The organism is Rhodoferax sp. (assembly GCF_023701345.1).
Classification (GTDB): Bacteria; Pseudomonadota; Gammaproteobacteria; order Burkholderiales; family Burkholderiaceae_C; genus Rhodoferax.
The window spans coordinates 1-16,272 of record NZ_JAMPXE010000023.1 but is presented as its reverse complement, the minus strand read 5'-3'; the positions used below and the strand labels follow the sequence as shown (position 1 = coordinate 16,272).

Below are 16,272 nucleotides of genomic sequence, written 5' to 3'. Positions count from 1 at the left end.
AGGTGTCCTTTCTGTGAATTGACTAACGTGATGACGTAAAACGTTAATCATTAAGAGGCGATTTGATTTTCCTCCCTTTTGATAGCCGTGTCACCCCCGCATCAGCGCCTCAATCTCGGCCACCCGCACTGGCACGTCGCGGGTGAGCAGCTCGCAGCCGGTGTCCGTGACGATGGCGTCGTCTTCAATGCGGATGCCGATGTTGTGAAAGTGCTCGGGCACGCCCTCGGCCGCTCGCACGTAAATGCCGGGCTCGATGGTGAGCGCCATGCCGCTGCGCAAAATGCGCGCCGGGCGGTCCTTGATGGTGTCGCCGGTGAGCGCGTCCTTGCGTGTGCTGACCTGGCCAATTTCGCCGGGCTCGGTGTAGTCGCCGCAGTCGTGCACGTCCATGCCGATCCAGTGGCCGGTGCGGTGCATGTAAAACTGGAAGTAGGCCCGTTTCTCGATCACGTCGTCCAGACTGCCGACCTTGTTGCCGTCGAGCAGGCCCACATCGAGCATGCCTTGCGCCAGCACTTTGACCGCCGCGTCGTGCGGGTCGGTAAAGCGCGCCCCCGCCCGGGTGGCGGCTACCGCTGCGTCCTGCGCGGCCAGCACCAGCTCGTAGAGCGTGCGTTGCGGGCCGGTGAATCTGCCATTGGCCGGGAAGGTGCGCGTGATGTCGCTGGCGTAACCGTCGAGTTCGCAGGCGGCATCGATCAGCACCAGCTCGCCGTTGCGAACCAGGCCGCGGTCGGCGCGGTAGTGCAGCACGCAGGCGTTGGCGCCAGCGGCCACGATCGAGCCGTAGGCCGGGAACTGGGAGCCGTGGCGGCGAAACTCGTGCAGCAGTTCGGCCTCCAGGTGGTATTCACGCACCTCCTGCCCGGCGCGCAGCATGTTGGCGGACACTTGCATGGCGCGAATATGGGCGCTGGCACTGATCCGCCCGGCGCGCTGCATGGTGGCCTGCTCATGCGCATCTTTCAGCAGGCGCATTTCATCGAGCACGCCGCACAGGTCGCGCTGGGTTTGCGGGCACAGCGTGCCATAACGCACACGCGCGCGCAGACCGCCGAGCCAGCCGTCAATGCGCGTCTCCAGCCCCTTGTGGGTGGCAAACGGGTACCAGACGGCATCGCGGCCGTCGATCAGGGCGGGCAACTGGGTATCCAGTTCGGCCACTGAATAAGCTGCATCCAGCGCCAGCTGGACCGGGGCGGCCGTGGGGCCGAGCCGGTAGCCATCCCAAATTTCGCGTTCCATGTCCTTGGGCTGGCAAAACAGCGTGCTGCGGCCGTCACCGGTCAGCACCAACCAGGCCTTGGGTTCGGTAAACCCCGTCAGGTAATAAAAATAGCTGTCAGCGCGGTACGGAAAGTCGCTGTCGCGGTTGCGTTGCTGCTCGGGCGCGGTCGGGATGATGGCAATGCCATTGGTGCCGATTTTCTGAGCCAGAATGGCGCGGCGCTGGGCGTGTGGCTGGGTGTTGATGTGAGAGGTGGGCATGGTTTAGTTCCAGTCAGCAGGTAGGGTAGCCAGATCGTTCAACGGGATGGCTTCAATGGGGGCATTGATGGCGGCGCTTGTCGGGTGCAAGTGATAACGGCGCTGGCCGGGGTACACCACGTAGAGGGCATCCAGGTGCAGGTCCTGGATGGCGATCAGCATGGAAGGCGTGATTTTTGGGGCATCCACGCGCTTGAACTCCACCCCCACGCGCAGCCCCCGCTTGAACATCAACAGATCGAGTTCTGCGCCCGAATGGGTGGCCCAGAAATAAGCTTCATCAGGTTGTGCTACGTGCAGCACCTGTTCCAGGGCAAAACCCTCCCAGCTGGCACCGCTCTTGGGGTGAAGCCAGAGCGCGTCATCCTCCTCCACTCCCCACAAATAATGCAGCAAGCCGCTGTCGCGGACATAAATTTTGGGCGCCTTGACCTGGCGTTTGGCCAAATTTTCGTGCCACGGTGGCAGTTGACGCACGAGTTGCAGGCCGACCAAAAAGTCCAGGTATTTGCGCACCGTCGGCTCGCTCACGCCCAGGCTGCGAGCCGGCTCAGCCGCATTCCAGGTCTGGCCATGGTAGTGCGCCAGCAGACGCCAGAATCGCTGCATGGTCGGCGCCGGTACGTTCAAACCCATTTGGGGCATGTCGCGCTCAATGACCAGTGACAGGTAGTCGCGCAACCAGCGCATGGCAGCTCGGGCAGAGGGCGCCAGCAGCGCCCGTGGGAACCCGCCGCGTAGCCAGAGTTGGTTCATGCGAACGGGAGACAAGCCTTTGGCGCCGCTGTTGTTGTCGGTATTTGCCCACTCCGAAAGTGCCACGCCGCTCATGTACAACAAGCCCAGACGCCCCGCCAGCGACTCGCCAGACTGTTGCAACAGCAGCGGTGATGCGCTTCCCAACAATAAAAACTGACTGTTGCGGGCGTGCCGGTCGATCAGTGTGCGCAGTACCGGAAACAGTTCTGCCCGCCGTTGCACCTCATCGATCACGATGGTGCGTCCAGCGCTCAGGGCCGCATCCAGGGTCACCATGGGCTGGCTCAGGTGCTCAAGCGACTGCGGGTCCTCCAGATCAAAGTAAACGCAGTTGTGATGCGTGGCGTACAGCTGTGCCAGTGTGGTCTTGCCAACTTGCCTGGCACCAAGCAGGGCCAGCGCACGCGACTCGGTCAGCCGCTGTGTGAGCACTTCAAAAAGCAGGCTTCGATCAATCATGATGCGATATTAACACCTTGAAAATCGAAACGTTTACTTTGGATTTTCAAGGTATTTTGAAGACGCATCTCATGGATGTTCAACAAATGCATTGAGTTCGGCCAGCCGTTGTGGCGTGCCCACGTCGGTCCAGGGACCGTGGTACAACTCGGCAGACACCCGGCCCTGATCCATGGCACGGCGCAACAGCGGTGCCAGCGCGGCCTTGATGCCCTGCGGGTTGCCGGCAGCGATGTCGCACCAGGGCGCCTCGAACAGCGCGCGCCGGTACAGGCCGATGGTGGAAAAGGTGTGGCGCGGGCGCGGGTCGTCTTTGGCCAGGTTGAGCGCCAGCGCCGGGCCTTGTGATACCGCTTGCAGGCCAAAGTCGCCGCCCGGGTTGTGCGCCGGGTTGGGTACCAGCCACAGGTGCGCCAGCAGACCGCTGGCGGCAAAGCGTTCAACGGCCGACTGGGTGAATGCAAAGCCGGGCGTGAACACATCGGCCGCCAGCACCCAGAACACCTCGTCGAGCAGCGGCAGGGCACGCGCAATGCCACCGGCGGTTTCCAGCGCGCCGCCAAAGTCGCGACCTTCGTGCGAGTAGTGCATGGTCAGACCGGGGGGGTGCTCTGCCCGCAGGATCTGCTCGCCCAGCCAATCGGTATTGACCAGCACCCGCTCGCAGCCGTCCCGTTGCAGTGCTTCCAGGTGCCATTGCAGCAGCGGCTTGCCCTGCACTTTCAGCAGCGGTTTGGGGCAGCGGTCGGTGAGCGGACGCATGCGTTCGCCCCGGCCGGCGGCCAGCAGCATGGCGGTGGCCGGGCTGCTCATTGTGGTCTGGACTGCGCTTTGGCCTCGCTGTAGCCAGCGAACAACTGGGCATACACCGGGCCGGGCTTGCCGTTGCCGATCGCCTGGTCGTCCAATAGGGTCACCGGCAGCACTTCTTTGGTCGCGGACGACAACAGCAGTTCATCGGCGTGCCGTACTTCCTCGCGGCTGATGCGGCGCAGCTCAAAAGGGATGCCGCGGGCGCGGCAGATTTCTTCAATCAGGCCGTAACGGATGCCTTCGAGCACCAGGTGGTCTTTGGGTGTACCCAGCACCTGGCCGTCCTTGACGACCCAGACGTTGCTGGCGGCGGCCTCGCTCAAGAAACCATCGCGGAACATCACGGTTTCGATGGCGCCGGCATCAAAGCTGATCTGGCGTGCAAACACCGCACCCAGCAGACTGGTGCTCTTGATGTGGGCTTTTTCCCAGCGGAAGTCGTCGGCCGTGACACAGGCCACGCCCTGGCTGCGCTGCGCCTCGGTGGGCAGCTTCATGGCGTTGGTCAGGACAAACACGGTGGGGGTGATGTCGGTGGGCATGACATGGTCGCGCATGGCCACGCCGCGGGTGACCTGGATGTAGATCAACTGGTCAAGATCCTTGACGCCAGCGCCTTGTGAGGTGGCGTAACTGGTCATCAATTGCAGCGCCAGGTCGGCCCACTGGCCGCGCGTCAGCGGGTTGGCCATGCGCAACTCGGCCAGACTGCGGTCCAGTCGCGCCATGTGTTGTTCAAAACGGAACAACTGGCCGCCATAGGCCGGCACCACTTCATAGACACCGTCGCCAAAAATGAAGCCGCGGTCCATGACGCTGATTTTGGCATCGGGCAGGGTGGTGAACTCACCGTTGAGGTAGCAAGGCAGGGAGGGTAAGGTATTCATGTCTGAATTATGCGTGGGCTGACATTCTGGGCAATACATTTGCTGGACTTGAAACAAATGTTTCTATATTATCCAAATAATTCATTTGTTTCAATTCCGGATTTTGCCTTATTCCCATCTGACCCAATTGCTGGACAGTCGTTTTGAGCGTCTGAGCCCTGAACTGCAGCGCGCGGCGCGCTGGGTGCAGGCGCATCCGGCCGAGTTGGGGTTGCAATCCATGCGGCAGTCGGCGCTGGCGGCGGGTGTGGCGCCCGCCACCATGACGCGGCTGGCCCGGGCCTTGGGGCTGGATGGCTTTGAGGCCATGCGGCGGCCGTCGATGCAGGCTTTTGCCGCATCGGTGGGGCAGGCCAACCCGGCCGCCAGCGCCCTGGCGAGCCACCCGCTGACTGAAAACGTAGACCGCCTGGCGCAGGCGCAGGTGGCGAACCTTCAGTCCGTGCGCAGCCGCAACAGCACTGAGCAGTTGCAGGCGGCGGCGCAGGCCATGCTGGCGGCACACGAGGTGCTGTTTCTCGGCTTGCGCGCCAGCTTCAGTATTGCCTATCACCTGTACTACACCTGTGACTGGCTGCGCGCCAACACCCGGCTGGCCACCGATGCGGGTGGTGCCTGGGCCGACCAGTTGCTGGCCTTGCGCGCCAGCGACCTGCTGGTGGTGGTCAGCCAGGCCCCTTACACGCGACAGACCGTCGAGGCAGCGCAGCAAGCCCATGGTCGCGGTGTGCCGGTGCTGGCGCTGACCGACAGCAGCTTGTCGCCACTGGCGCGACTGGCGCAGCACGCCCTGTTGTTTGATACCGCATCGCCCTCGTTTTTTCACTCGATGACCGGGGCCCTGGCACTGGCAGAAGCGCTGGTGGAATGTGTAGCCGAGCAGGGCGGTGCTGCCGTGCTGCAACGGCTGACGCAGCGCCAGCAGGGTCTGCAGAAAGCCAAAGCGTACTGGGACAAAAAACCACCACGGCAAGAGTGACAACATCAACTTTTATTGATCTTTTTGCGAAGGAATTCACCATGCAGCCATCCCACCCCGCACCCCAGTCAACCGTGATCAGCCCGGAGGGCACCCATGTGTTCCACCGCCAGTTGCAGCACGAATTGCCGCTGGCGGTGTCAGGCCGGGGCATCACCCTGCTTGATGCGAGCGGCAAAACTTACCTGGATGCCTGCGGCGGTGCCGCCGTGTCCTGCCTGGGCCATGGTCACCCCGAGGTGCTGGCGGCCATGCACGCCCAGATTGACCGGCTGGCCTATGCCCACACCAGCTTTTTCACCACCGAAGTGGCCGAGGAACTGGCCGACGTGCTGATCGCGTCGGCACCGGCCGGCATGAGCCATGCCTACTTTGTCAGTGGCGGCTCGGAAGCGATGGAGGCCGCGCTCAAAATGGCGCGGCAGTATTTCGTCGAGATCGGCCAGCCGCAACGGCGCCATTTTGTCGCGCGTCGTCAAAGCTACCATGGCAACACCCTGGGCGCGCTGGCCGTGGGGGGCAACGCATGGCGGCGCGCCCAGTTTCAGCCGCTGCTGATCGACGTCGCCCATGTGGCGCCCTGCTACGAATACCGCGACCGCGCGCCCGATGAAACGCCAGAAGCCTATGGCCAGCGGCTGGTGGCTGAGCTTGAGCAGACCTTTGAGCGCCTTGGGCCGGAAAACGTCATGGCCTTTGTGGCCGAAACCGTGGGTGGCGCCACGGCCGGCGTGCTGACCGCCGTGCCGGGCTATTTCAAGGCCATCCGGGAGCTCTGCGACCGCCACGGCATTTTGCTGATTCTGGACGAGGTGATGTGCGGCATGGGCCGCACCGGCTCGCTGCACGCCTGCGAGCAGGAGGGCGTGGTGCCTGACCTGCTGGCCATCGCCAAGGGCCTGGGTGGCGGCTACCAGCCGATTGGCGCGGTGCTGGCGCAGAAGAAGCTGGTGGAAGTATTCAGGGCAGGCAGCGGCATGTTCCAGCACGGCCATACCTACCTCGGCCATGCAGTGGCATGTGCTGCCGCCCTCGCGGTGCAGCGGGTGATTCAGCGCGACGGCCTGGTGGCACAGGTGCGGGCACGGGGCCAGACCCTGCTTGGCTTGCTCAAACAGACGTTTGCCGATCACCCCCATGTGGGCGACATCCGCGGCCGCGGCTTGTTCTGGGGGCTGGAGCTGGTGGCGGACCGGGCGTCGCGCCAGTGGTTTGACCCGGCGCTTAAATTACATGCCCGCATCAAGCGTGAGGCGATGGCGCTGGGCCTGATGGTTTACCCGATGGGCGGCACGGTGGACGGGCGTTGCGGCGACCACATTTTGCTGGCCCCGCCCTTCATTGCCAGCGAAGACGAACTGGTGCAGATTGTGGAGCGCCTGGCCCGGGCCGTCGATGCCGCTATGCCGGCCTGATGCGGCAATATGCGCAAATTGCATAAAAAAACAGGGTAACTATTTACTTATTCAACCGAAGGGGGGTCTATCTTTGATCTAAGATGCCACATTCTGTAAACAGATCGTTTTTTAAGTCAGTCGAAATTTTTAATACTGGAGATCCCATGAAGAAATTGTCCTTCTATGTCAGCGCCGTTGCCGCTGCTGCCGCCATGCTGGCCCCCGTGAGCAGCGTGCAGGCGCAGCAAAAATTCATGACCATTGGCACCGGGGGTGTCACGGGTGTGTACTACGCGGCTGGTGGCGCCATTTGCCGCCTGGTCAACAAGGACCGCGCCAAGCATGGCTACCGTTGCTCGGTGGAGTCCACCGGTGGTTCAGTGGTGAACATCAACACCATCAAGGCGGGCGAGCTTGACTTTGGCGTGTCCCAGTCCGATGTGCAGTACAACGCCTTCAACGGCGCCAAGCAGTTCGAGAAAGACGGCAAGCACACCGACTTGCGTGCCGTGTTCTCGATTCACCCCGAGCCTTTCACGGTGCTGGCCCGCAAGGAAGCCAACGTGGCCAAGTTTGAAGACCTCAAGGGCAAACGCATGAACGTCGGTAACCCCGGCTCGGGCAGCCGCGCCGCCATGGACGAATTGTTGACTGGTATGAACTGGAAGACTTCAGACTTTGGTCTGGCTGCCGAACTCAAGGCCGACGAGCACGGTGCAGCCCTGTGTGACAACAAGATCGATGCCTTCTTCTACGGCGTGGGTCACCCGAGCGCCAACATTCAGGACCCGATCACCACCTGCGGCGCCAAGCTGGTGCCGATCACCGGCCCGGCCGTGGACAAACTGGTCAAGGCCAACAGCTATTACGCTGCGGTGGACATTCCTGGCGGCTTGTATGCGGGCCATCCGAACCCGACCCGCACCTATGGTGTGCTGGCCTCGTTTGTGAGCTCGGCCAAGGTACCTGATGCCACCGTGTACGAGTTGGTCAAGGCGGTGTTCGAGAATTTTGACGAGTTCAAGAAATTGCACCCCGCCTTCATCGGCCTGAATCCCAAGAACATGATCAAGGATGGCCTGTCGGCACCGCTGCACCCCGGCGCTGTCAAGTACTACAAGGAAAAAGGCTGGATGTAATCTGATCACGTCCAGCTGCCACAGGCTGAAACCGCAAAAAAAGCTCTGACGCGTCAGAGCTTTTTTGTTGACAAAAACATCACTAATTATTAGAGAGATCCGTATGACAACAGCAACCGCAACGGACAAGGTGCCTGAGATTGACGTCCAGAAGTTCGTCGCCGACAACGACACCGGTGCGCGCAACCCCGGCCCGGCAATGAAGCGTTTCTTACTCTATGTGGCGCTGGCCTGGTCCTTGTTTCAATTATGGATCGCATCGCCGCTGCCGTTCAGTACCGGTGTGCTGGTCTTCAACGACACCGAAACGCGGGCCATCCACCTGTCCTTTGCGGTGTTCCTGTCTTTCATGTCTTACCCGGCTTTCAAGCGCTCACAAAGCGACCGCGTGCCGGTGACAGACTGGATCTTTGCCATCGTGGGCACTTTTTGTGCCGCCTACCTGTTCCTGTTTTACCGTGAGTTGGCGACCCGTCCGGGGCAACCGACCTCGATGGACGTTTACACCGGTTTGGTCGGTATCGCGCTGCTGCTGGAGGCCACGCGCCGGGTGCTGGGCCTGCCGATGGTGATTGTGGCGCTGGTTTTTCTGGGTTATACCTTTGGCGGCCCCTTCATGCCCGACATGATTGCCCACCGCGGTTTTTCGCTGAGCCGAGCCATGAGCCACCAGTGGCTCACCACAGAGGGCGTGTTTGGCGTGGCGCTGGGTGTTTCCAGTAGCTTCATCTTCTTGTTTGTGCTGTTTGGCTCCTTGCTGGACAAGGCCGGTGCCGGCAACTATTTCATCAAGTCGGCCTTTGCGCTGCTCGGCCACATGCGGGGTGGCCCGGCCAAGGCGGCGGTGCTGTCGTCAGCGGCCACCGGCATCATTTCGGGCTCGTCGATTGCCAATGTGGTGACCACCGGCACCTTCACCATTCCGCTCATGAAGCGCGTGGGTTACCGCCCTGACCAGGCGGCGGCCGTCGAGGTGTCGAGCTCGGTCAACGGCCAATTGATGCCGCCGGTGATGGGCGCTGCTGCTTTCCTGATGGTGGAATATGTGGGTATTCCATATATCGAGGTGATGAAGCATGCCTTTTTGCCGGCCATCATTTCCTACATTGCCTTGCTCTACATCGTCCACATTGAGGCCCTTAAAAACAACATGGTGGGATTGCCGCGGCGCAATACCGGCTCGGCCGGCTCGCGCCTGCTGTCATTGGGCCTGACCCTGGCTGGTTTTGTCGTGCTGTCGGGCGCAGTCTACTGGGGCATTGGCTGGATCAAGACACTGATGGGTGACTCGGCCGTCTGGGTAATCGGCGTGGGACTGCTGGCGGCCTATGTCGGCTTGCTGTGGTTTGGCGCCCGGCAGCCCGAACTGGAACTCGATGACCCGAATGCACCCGTGTTCGAACTGCCAGAAACCGGTCCCACCGTCAAATCGGGCCTGCATTACCTGCTGGCCGTGGTGGTGCTGATCTGGTGCCTGATGGTCGAGCAGATGTCACCGGGCCTGTCGGCCTTCTGGGCCACGATGTTCATGATTTTTGTCATGCTGACGCAAAAACCCATCATCTCCTGGTTTCGTGGCCGGAGCGATTTTGGCCAAGCGGCACGCCAGGGGGTGCTTGACCTGATCGACGGCCTGGCTATCGGGGCCCGCAACATGATCGGCATTGGTGTGGCCACGGCGGCGGCCGGCATCATTGTCGGCACGGTGTCGTTGACCGGCATTGGCCTGGTCATGACCGAGATTGTCGAGCTGCTGTCGGGCGGCAACCTGATGCTGATGCTGGTGCTGGTGGCTGTCATCAGCCTGATTTTGGGCATGGGCCTGCCGACCACGGCCAACTACATCGTGGTGTCCACGCTGATGGCGCCGGTGGTGGTCGAGCTGGGTGCACAAAGCGGCCTGATCGTGCCGCTGATTGCGGTGCACCTGTTCGTCTTCTACTTTGGCTTGATGGCCGACGTCACGCCGCCGGTGGGTCTGGCCTCATTTGCTGCGGCAGCCATTGCGCGCTGCGACCCGATCAAGGCCGGCATCACGGCATTTTTCTACAGCATGCGCACCGCCATCCTGCCCTTTTTGTTCATTTTCAATACCCAGTTGCTGATGATCGGTGTGGACGGGCCGTTCCACCTGATTTTGACGGTGCTCAGCGCCACCGTGGCCATGCTGGTGTTTGCGGCGGCGACACAGGGCCATTTCTTGATCAAGTCGCGTTGGTATGAAACCATCGCCTTGCTGTTGATCACGTTCACGCTGTTCCGTCCGGGTTACTGGTGGGACATGGTTTATCCGCCCTACACCGAGGTGCCGGCGTCGCAAATCAGCCAGTTGATTGAAGCGCAACCTGCCAATGCCAGCAAGCGCATCTGGATTGAAGGCACCAATATCGACGCCAAGGACATCCGCAAGGGGGTGCTGCTGCCGCTGGGCCCCCAAGGCACGGCGCGCGAGCGCTTTGCCAGTGCCGGTGTCAATGTGATGGCACAGGGCGATGACTTGTTGATCACGCAGGTGCGTTTTGGCAGTCGCGCTGAAAAACTCGGCATGGAGCAGGGCTTCCGTATCGTCTCGGCGGAAATACCGGCCGATCGACCCGCCAAGGAATGGATGTTCCCGCCCGCCATGGCCTTGCTGCTGCTGGTCATTGCCTTGCAGCGCGCCCGTGCCCGCAAAACCAAGCCATGACCCGTGTCGCGCTGATCCATGCGCTGGCGCACTCGGTGGCGCCGATCAACGCCGAGATGGCGCGCGCCTGGCCAGCCTGTGAACGCATGAACCTGATTGACGACAGCCTCTCAAGCGACCTGGCGCGCAGTGGCCGCGGGCTCGATGCGGCCATGCACCAGCGCTTCGAGGCGCTGGCAGCCTATGCCGAGGGCACCGGCGCCCAGGCCGTTCTGTTCACCTGCTCGGCCTTTGGGCCGTGTATTGACGTCGTGGCCGCGCGGCGCCCGCACATGCCGGTACTCAAGCCCAACGAGGCCATGGTGGCCGAGGCTGTGGCAACGGGCAAACGCGTCGGGCTGATTGCCTCATTTGCGCCGACATTGGTCTCGATGCCGGCCGAGTTCCCGCCTGGCATGGCGCTGCGGACCCGCTTGGCCGAAGGCGCCCTGGAAGCACTCAACCAGGGCGACACCGCTGGTCACGATGCCTTGGTGGTCGACGCCGCGCGCTGGCTGCAGCAACAGGGCTGTGAGGTGATTGCACTGGCCCAGTTCAGCATGGCGCGGGCCGAAGCAGCGGTGCGCCAGGCGCTGGATCTGCCAGTGCTGAGCACACCCGCCAGTGCCGTGCGCGTGTTGCGCCAGCGCCTCGGGGCGTGATTGCAGCTTATTTTTGCAGTGCTTCGTCGAGCACTTCAATCCAGTGCCGCACCGGCGTGTCGGTGCCGCTTTGCAGGTGCGTGATGCAGCCGATGTTGGCTGACACGATTTGCTCGGGCGCCTGGTCGCCAAAGGTGGTGGCCAGTTTGCCCAGTTTGCGGTCTCTTAGCTGGTAAGACAGTGTCGGGTTGAGCACGCTGTAGGTGCCCGCCGAGCCGCAGCACAGGTGGGCCTCGCAGCCGGTGGTCTTGACGTTGAAACCCAACTCGCCCATGTATTTCTCGACGCCGCCGCGCAATTGCATGCCGTGTTGCATCGAGCAGGGTGGATGAAAGGCGATGCGGCTGGCGCTGCCTGCCACCCGATTTTTGAGTTTGTCCACCAGCTCGGGCAGCCATTCGCTGACGTCCTGGGTGAGTTCGCTCACGCGCCGCGCCTTGGCGGCGTAAGCGGGGTCATCCCGCAGGATGTGGCCGTAGTCCTTGACGGTGACGCCGCAGCCCGACGCGTTGATGACGATGCCCTCCACGCCGGCTTCAATCGATGGCCACCAGGCGTCGATGTTGGCGCGCATCTGCGCCATGCCACCCTCCTGGTCGTTGAGATGAAACTTGACGGCGCCGCAACAACCCGCCTTGGGCGCCACCACGCACTGGATGCCGGCGGCATCAAAGACCCGGGCCGTGGCGCTGTTGATGTTGGGGCTCATGGCGGGTTGCACGCAACCGGCCAGCACCAGTACCTTGCGGCTGAGCGTGCGTGTGGGCGTGAGGCCGGCGTGCTGTTTGGCCGGCACCTTGTTCTGTAGCGTCTTGGGCAGCAGCGACCGCACCAGTTGGCCCACGGCCATGGCCGGGCCAAAAGCGGGTGACGGCAGGCCTTCCTTGAGCGCCCAGCGCAGCGCGCGCTCGCCCGCCGGGCGCGGTACCTGGGCGTCGACCAGCTTGCGGCCAATGTCAAGCAAATGGCCGTATTGGACACCGCTGGGGCAGGTGGTTTCACAGTTGCGACAGGTCAGGCAGCGGTCCAGGTGCATTTGGGTCTTGCGGGTTGGCACCGCGCCTTCGAGCACCTGTTTCATCAGGTAAATGCGCCCGCGCGGGCCATCCAGCTCGTCGCCGAGCAACTGGTAGGTGGGGCAGGTGGCGGTGCAAAAACCGCAGTGCACGCATTTGCGCAGAATGGCTTCGGCCGCCAGGCCATCGGGCGTGCCCTGGTATTGGGCGCTGAGTTGAGTTTGCATAGGCTTTTGTTTTTACATGCCGGCGTACACGCGACCCGGATTAAAGATGCCTGCCGGGTCAAATTCGGCCTTGAGGCGGCGGTGGATTTGCGCGATGGCGGGGCTCAAGGGACTGAAGCAGTTTTTAGCGCCCGTTGTGGTGTCGCTGGCAGCTATGAAGACGCTGGCGGAACCGCCTGCCGCGGCGACGGCTTGGCGCAACTGTTCCCGCGCCGATGCCGGGGCCCAGAGCCAGCGCTGGCCGCCATGCCACTCCACCAACTGGGGCCAGGGCAGGTCCAGCACCGGCGCAGTTTGCGGCACGCTCAAGCGCCACAGCGCCAGCGGCTCGGCGGGCGCGACAGGTGCCGTAAAGAAAGGCAGTTTCAGGTCGCGGCAGGCGGTCCAGTCGGGCCCGGCCTGGGCGTTGTCCATGCGGTTGCCGGGCACGTCGGCCAGCATCCTGGTGCAGGCCGACTCCACTGCCGCCACGGCACCACGCAAGCGCACAAACAACAATTCGGGGGTGTTGGGGGCGGTGTCGTCGCGCACCCAGCAACTGGCATTGAGCGGCAGCGGCTGTGCACCCCAGCGGTGCAGTTGCGCCAGGGCGTTGACCTGGTCGAGCTCAAACACCAGCGTGGCCTCGGCCGGTGCCACCGGCAGCACCTTGAGCGAGATCTCGGTGAGCAGACCCAGCGTGCCCATGGCCCCCACCATCAGCCGTGACACGTCATAACCGGCCACGTTTTTCATGACCTGGCCGCCAAAGGTGAGGTGTTCGCCACGGCCATTGACGAACTGCACGCCCAGCACATAGTCACGCACGCCGCCCATGCTGGCCCGCGCCGGGCCGCTCAAGCCCGCCGCCACCATGCCGCCGCAGGTGCCGTTGGCCCTGCCAAAGCGGGGCGGCTCGAACGCCAGGCACTGGCCTTTTTCAGCCAAGGCGCCTTCGAGTTCGGCCAGCGGGGTGCCGGCGCGCACCGTGACCACCAGTTCGCTGGGCTCGTAACTCACAATGCCACGGTAAGCCGTGGTGTCGAGCAGTACGCCTTGCAACGTTTCGCCGTAGAAGTCTTTGCTGCCGCCACCGCGAATGCGCAAGGGGGTGCGCTGCGCCGCAGCGGTGTTAATTTGGTCAGTGAGGTGTTGCAGGGCGGTGTCCATGGGTGTTCACAGGTGAGGCGACGAACCCGATGGTAGAACACAAGTCATGGGAAACTGATTGAATTTTTTGAACACCCTGTGTTCGAAAAATTGCGCCGCTGGCGAGCTTGTTTTCTTTAGCGCTGCGCCAAATATGCCAGCAGGTTTTCGCGCCAATGACGCAACAGACGGGCAGATTTCCAGAACCACCAGAGTTTGCCCGTCCACACCAGCGCCCGGCGGGGTTTGAGGATCAACAACAACGCCAGCACAGCGGCGGGCCATTGCGGATGCTGGTAAAGCCAGAGCAGGCTGGTCTTGACCTGGTCGGCCATGGCGGCCGGGCGTTGCAGGCTGTGCAACTGGCCATGCAGCTGCAGGCGCAGCTCGGTGCTGCGAATCAGCAGGCGCTGCTGGCGCAACTGGAGTTCATTGGGGCTCATGCGGCGCGCTTGAGGTGACGCTGGCGCGATCGCGTTCCAGCTCTGCCAGGCTGGTGCTGAACAGGTTGGACTCGGCGCCGAGCCTGCGCTGGGCCGCTTGCAGCAACAGCAGCCCGCCTGCCAAAAAGAGCAGGGCCAGAACGCCCACGGCGGCCAGGCGGTAGCTGTCCCACAATAGCAAAATCACAAAGCCGCAAAACAGCACCGCCGCCACCGTCAAACACATGAAAGCAGTGGCACCCCAAAACAGCCCGGCGCCCAGGCGCTGTTTTTCCAGCCCAAGCTCGGTGCCCAGCAGGGCCAGTCGAACCCGCAAGAGTTCAATGACGGTGCCCAAGGACTGCTGCAACTGGCCGAACAGACCGGTGTTGTCGCCTGGCATGGGCGCTAGCGGCGACTGATCAACAGACCGACCACCAGACCCACGCCGGCTGCGATGCCGATGGATTTCCACGGATTTTCATGGACAAACACGTCGGTGGCGTGACCGGCTGCCTTGGCCTTTTCTACCGTGGCCTGTTGCAGATGGAGCAATTCGACCTTGGCTTTGCTCATGCGAGCACGGACGCGCTCACGCAATTGGACGGCACTTTCGCCGGCCTGGTTGGCCGTGAGTTTCAGCAACTCCTCTGCATCGGCAATGCCCTGGTGCAGATCGTCCATGAGTTTTTCTTTGCTGTTTTGCAGGGCGTCTGACATGATGAATCTCCTGTGAGGTTGAAAACTGGAATTTTCAGTTTAATCCCGGTCAGGACTGAATGCACGTTTTTAGACGATTAGTTGTAACAAGCATGAGAAATATCATGCTGATCAATCCTGGAAAAAGTTGACCGGCATACCCGCCACCTCAACCCGCATCGACAACACCGAACCGGACAACGGATACGCCGCCAGTTCAGCTGCGCTGCGGTGGTGGCGGGCGCTGGTCAGGTACAGGGTTTTGCGGTCTGCGCCGCCAAAACACGGCATGGTGGGGCATTGCAGCGGCACGGCAAACTCGGCCAGCAGGCTGCCATCGGGTGCAAACTGGCACACCCGGCGGCCCTCGAACATGGCGACCCAGTAGTTGCCCTGCACATCGACCGCGGCGCCGTCCGGGCGACCCCGGTAACCGCCGTTGTTGGCATCCAAAGCAGCGGCTGACCAGCCCTCGGGTTTGGCCCTGAAGTCGGCAAAGACGCGTTGGCCACTCAGGCGGTTGGTGCTTTGGTCATGGTCCCAGGCCCACACGGCGTGGCTGGGCGTGTCGGCCCAATACAGGGTGCTGCCGTCCGGGCTCCAGGCCAGACCGTTGGCGGTGGTGGCGGGCCGATCCGTCGGGTTGATCATGCAGCGCACTTGCGCGACGCCGGTGCTGCCTGAGTTTCGGGCGTCAATGCAAAACAGGGCGGCATTGTGCAAGGTCCGCGTTTCGTCAATGGTGCCCACCCAGAAGCGCCCCAGCGCGTCGCACTTGCCGTCGTTGGCGCGCATGTGCGTGGGGTCATAGCCAAGCGTGGTCAAAAGCTGCAGCGGGCCGCCCCAGGTCTGCGCCCTGAAAACACCGTGGCGCAGCGCCATCACCAGCCCGCCGCTGGCCGCCGGGGCGATGCAGCCGGGTTCGCTGGGCAGGTCCCAGGTTTCCAGCGTGCCCATGTCCATGTTGGCCCGCAGAATCTGTTTGCCTGAAATGTCCACCCAGTACAGCATCTGTTCATGCGGGTGCCAAAACGGCGATTCGCCCAGGGCGGCGATGTGCGGGGTCACGGTTTGCCAGGCTTCTGGCGCGTAGGCGGGGTTGGGGATCATTGTTTATTCTCGTGGTGGGCGATGGTGCAGGGTGCCAAGGTGGCGTCGGTGCATCTTATGCGAGGAACTTAGGTAACACGCATGACTGGCCAATAGGCTGCTGCCAGCGGGAGGGGCTGGCAGGATAAGGGCTGGGGCGGCGGCCTCATACTGTCAAACGCCCAGAAATCGGCCGCCACCCCAGCCCTTATCCTGCCGGTGAGCGTGGTTAGTGGTTGAGCAAGAAAACAAGAACTTTGGAAATTCGTGCCAGCTTTGTTGGCCGTTCTGCAGCGTAACCTGACAACCGCCATTGCCCGCTTCAGGGCAATCCAATTGCAACTTTCTGTCACCCGTAGCTGTGGTTTGAAGTCAGAAACAAGCGTCGTTTAGGTTTTGTTTGTTGGCCCTGTAATCGGCGTACCATCAAAGGCCTAGCT

At 62.4% G+C, this 16,272-nt stretch carries 15 protein-coding genes; 5 read left to right on the top strand and 10 right to left on the bottom strand.

Going from position 1 to position 16,272, the window contains the following annotated elements; translation table 11 throughout:
- Positions 1 to 90: 90 nt before the first annotated feature.
- From NDI87_RS05115 to NDI87_RS05100, 4 genes are all read right to left on the bottom strand, one after another.
- Positions 91 to 1,491: an aminopeptidase P N-terminal domain-containing protein gene (locus tag NDI87_RS05115; RefSeq protein ID WP_296273727.1), complete on the bottom strand. Its 1,401-nt coding sequence runs from the start codon at positions 1,489 to 1,491 to the stop codon at positions 91 to 93.
- 3 nt (positions 1,492 to 1,494) lie between these two features.
- The gene (locus NDI87_RS05110) at positions 1,495 to 2,709 is read right to left on the bottom strand and encodes an ATP-binding protein (protein WP_296273726.1); all 1,215 of its coding nucleotides are present in this window, start codon (positions 2,707 to 2,709) and stop codon (positions 1,495 to 1,497) included.
- 69 nt (positions 2,710 to 2,778) lie between these two features.
- The gene (locus tag NDI87_RS05105; protein WP_296273725.1) at positions 2,779 to 3,522 is read right to left on the bottom strand and encodes a nucleotidyltransferase family protein; all 744 of its coding nucleotides are present in this window, start codon (positions 3,520 to 3,522) and stop codon (positions 2,779 to 2,781) included.
- Positions 3,519 to 4,409: a D-amino acid aminotransferase gene (locus tag NDI87_RS05100; RefSeq protein ID WP_296273724.1), complete on the bottom strand. Its 891-nt coding sequence runs from the start codon at positions 4,407 to 4,409 to the stop codon at positions 3,519 to 3,521. The genes NDI87_RS05105 and NDI87_RS05100 overlap by 4 nt, the downstream gene beginning before the upstream one ends.
- 103 nt (positions 4,410 to 4,512) lie before the next feature.
- Here NDI87_RS05100 and NDI87_RS05095 point away from each other — a divergent pair, with 103 nt between their 5' ends.
- The 5 genes from NDI87_RS05095 to NDI87_RS05075 all read left to right on the top strand — a co-directional run bounded on the left by NDI87_RS05095 (position 4,513) and on the right by NDI87_RS05075 (position 11,251).
- Positions 4,513 to 5,388 (top strand): MurR/RpiR family transcriptional regulator, encoded by an 876-nt coding sequence (locus tag NDI87_RS05095; protein ID WP_296273723.1) that lies wholly within the window; start codon positions 4,513 to 4,515, stop codon positions 5,386 to 5,388.
- A gap of 41 nt (positions 5,389 to 5,429) precedes the next feature.
- Positions 5,430 to 6,803, top strand: coding sequence for an aspartate aminotransferase family protein (locus NDI87_RS05090; protein WP_296273722.1), 1,374 nt, complete (start codon positions 5,430 to 5,432; stop codon positions 6,801 to 6,803).
- 146 nt (positions 6,804 to 6,949) lie between these two features.
- Positions 6,950 to 7,924, top strand: coding sequence for a TAXI family TRAP transporter solute-binding subunit (locus NDI87_RS05085; RefSeq protein WP_296273721.1), 975 nt, complete (start codon positions 6,950 to 6,952; stop codon positions 7,922 to 7,924).
- Between the two features lie 103 nt (positions 7,925 to 8,027).
- The gene (locus NDI87_RS05080) at positions 8,028 to 10,610 is read left to right on the top strand and encodes a TRAP transporter permease (RefSeq protein ID WP_296273720.1); all 2,583 of its coding nucleotides are present in this window, start codon (positions 8,028 to 8,030) and stop codon (positions 10,608 to 10,610) included.
- The gene (locus NDI87_RS05075; protein WP_296273719.1) at positions 10,607 to 11,251 is read left to right on the top strand and encodes an aspartate/glutamate racemase family protein; all 645 of its coding nucleotides are present in this window, start codon (positions 10,607 to 10,609) and stop codon (positions 11,249 to 11,251) included. The genes NDI87_RS05080 and NDI87_RS05075 overlap by 4 nt, the downstream gene beginning before the upstream one ends.
- A 7-nt stretch (positions 11,252 to 11,258) precedes the next feature.
- On the opposite strand, the gene glcF is transcribed toward NDI87_RS05075, so the two are convergent.
- The 6 genes from glcF to NDI87_RS05045 form a co-directional block, all read right to left on the bottom strand.
- Positions 11,259 to 12,494 carry a glycolate oxidase subunit GlcF gene (gene glcF / locus NDI87_RS05070; RefSeq protein ID WP_296273718.1) on the bottom strand — a complete coding sequence of 412 codons (1,236 nt, stop codon included), beginning with the start codon at positions 12,492 to 12,494 and terminating at the stop codon, positions 11,259 to 11,261.
- Positions 12,495 to 12,506: 12 nt separating this feature from the next.
- Positions 12,507 to 13,643, bottom strand: a complete 1,137-nt coding sequence (gene glcE / locus NDI87_RS05065; protein WP_296273717.1) for a glycolate oxidase subunit GlcE — start codon at positions 13,641 to 13,643, stop codon at positions 12,507 to 12,509.
- A gap of 116 nt (positions 13,644 to 13,759) precedes the next feature.
- Positions 13,760 to 14,065 carry a YqjK family protein gene (locus tag NDI87_RS05060; protein WP_296273716.1) on the bottom strand — a complete coding sequence of 102 codons (306 nt, stop codon included), beginning with the start codon at positions 14,063 to 14,065 and terminating at the stop codon, positions 13,760 to 13,762.
- On the bottom strand, positions 14,052 to 14,447 hold the full coding sequence (locus NDI87_RS05055; protein WP_296273715.1) for a phage holin family protein: 396 nt from the start codon (positions 14,445 to 14,447) through the stop codon (positions 14,052 to 14,054). The genes NDI87_RS05060 and NDI87_RS05055 overlap by 14 nt, the downstream gene beginning before the upstream one ends.
- Before the next feature lie 5 nt (positions 14,448 to 14,452).
- Positions 14,453 to 14,764 carry a DUF883 family protein gene (locus NDI87_RS05050; protein ID WP_296273714.1) on the bottom strand — a complete coding sequence of 104 codons (312 nt, stop codon included), beginning with the start codon at positions 14,762 to 14,764 and terminating at the stop codon, positions 14,453 to 14,455.
- Positions 14,765 to 14,875: 111 nt separating this feature from the next.
- A complete protein-coding gene (locus NDI87_RS05045; RefSeq protein WP_296273713.1) occupies positions 14,876 to 15,853 on the bottom strand; it encodes an SMP-30/gluconolactonase/LRE family protein in 978 nt (325 codons plus the stop codon).
- Between the last annotated feature and the right edge of the window lie 419 nt (positions 15,854 to 16,272).

Bases quoted from the DNA above. Each gene is read 5' to 3' on its own strand.
- NDI87_RS05115 (WP_296273727.1), bottom strand. From the start codon at position 1,491: ATGCCCACCTCTCACATCAACACCCAGCCACACGCCCAGCGCCGCGCC.
- NDI87_RS05110 (WP_296273726.1), bottom strand. From the start codon at position 2,709: ATGATTGATCGAAGCCTGCTTTTTGAAGTGCTCACACAGCGGCTGACC.
- NDI87_RS05105 (WP_296273725.1), bottom strand. From the start codon at position 3,522: ATGAGCAGCCCGGCCACCGCCATGCTGCTGGCCGCCGGCCGGGGCGAA.
- NDI87_RS05100 (WP_296273724.1), bottom strand. From the start codon at position 4,409: ATGAATACCTTACCCTCCCTGCCTTGCTACCTCAACGGTGAGTTCACC.
- NDI87_RS05090 (WP_296273722.1), top strand. From the start codon at position 5,430: ATGCAGCCATCCCACCCCGCACCCCAGTCAACCGTGATCAGCCCGGAG.
- NDI87_RS05085 (WP_296273721.1), top strand. From the start codon at position 6,950: ATGAAGAAATTGTCCTTCTATGTCAGCGCCGTTGCCGCTGCTGCCGCC.
- NDI87_RS05080 (WP_296273720.1), top strand. From the start codon at position 8,028: ATGACAACAGCAACCGCAACGGACAAGGTGCCTGAGATTGACGTCCAG.
- NDI87_RS05075 (WP_296273719.1), top strand. From the start codon at position 10,607: ATGACCCGTGTCGCGCTGATCCATGCGCTGGCGCACTCGGTGGCGCCG.
- glcF (WP_296273718.1), bottom strand. From the start codon at position 12,494: ATGCAAACTCAACTCAGCGCCCAATACCAGGGCACGCCCGATGGCCTG.
- glcE (WP_296273717.1), bottom strand. From the start codon at position 13,643: ATGGACACCGCCCTGCAACACCTCACTGACCAAATTAACACCGCTGCG.
- NDI87_RS05060 (WP_296273716.1), bottom strand. From the start codon at position 14,065: ATGAGCCCCAATGAACTCCAGTTGCGCCAGCAGCGCCTGCTGATTCGC.
- NDI87_RS05055 (WP_296273715.1), bottom strand. From the start codon at position 14,447: ATGCCAGGCGACAACACCGGTCTGTTCGGCCAGTTGCAGCAGTCCTTG.
- NDI87_RS05050 (WP_296273714.1), bottom strand. From the start codon at position 14,764: ATGTCAGACGCCCTGCAAAACAGCAAAGAAAAACTCATGGACGATCTG.
- NDI87_RS05045 (WP_296273713.1), bottom strand. From the start codon at position 15,853: ATGATCCCCAACCCCGCCTACGCGCCAGAAGCCTGGCAAACCGTGACC.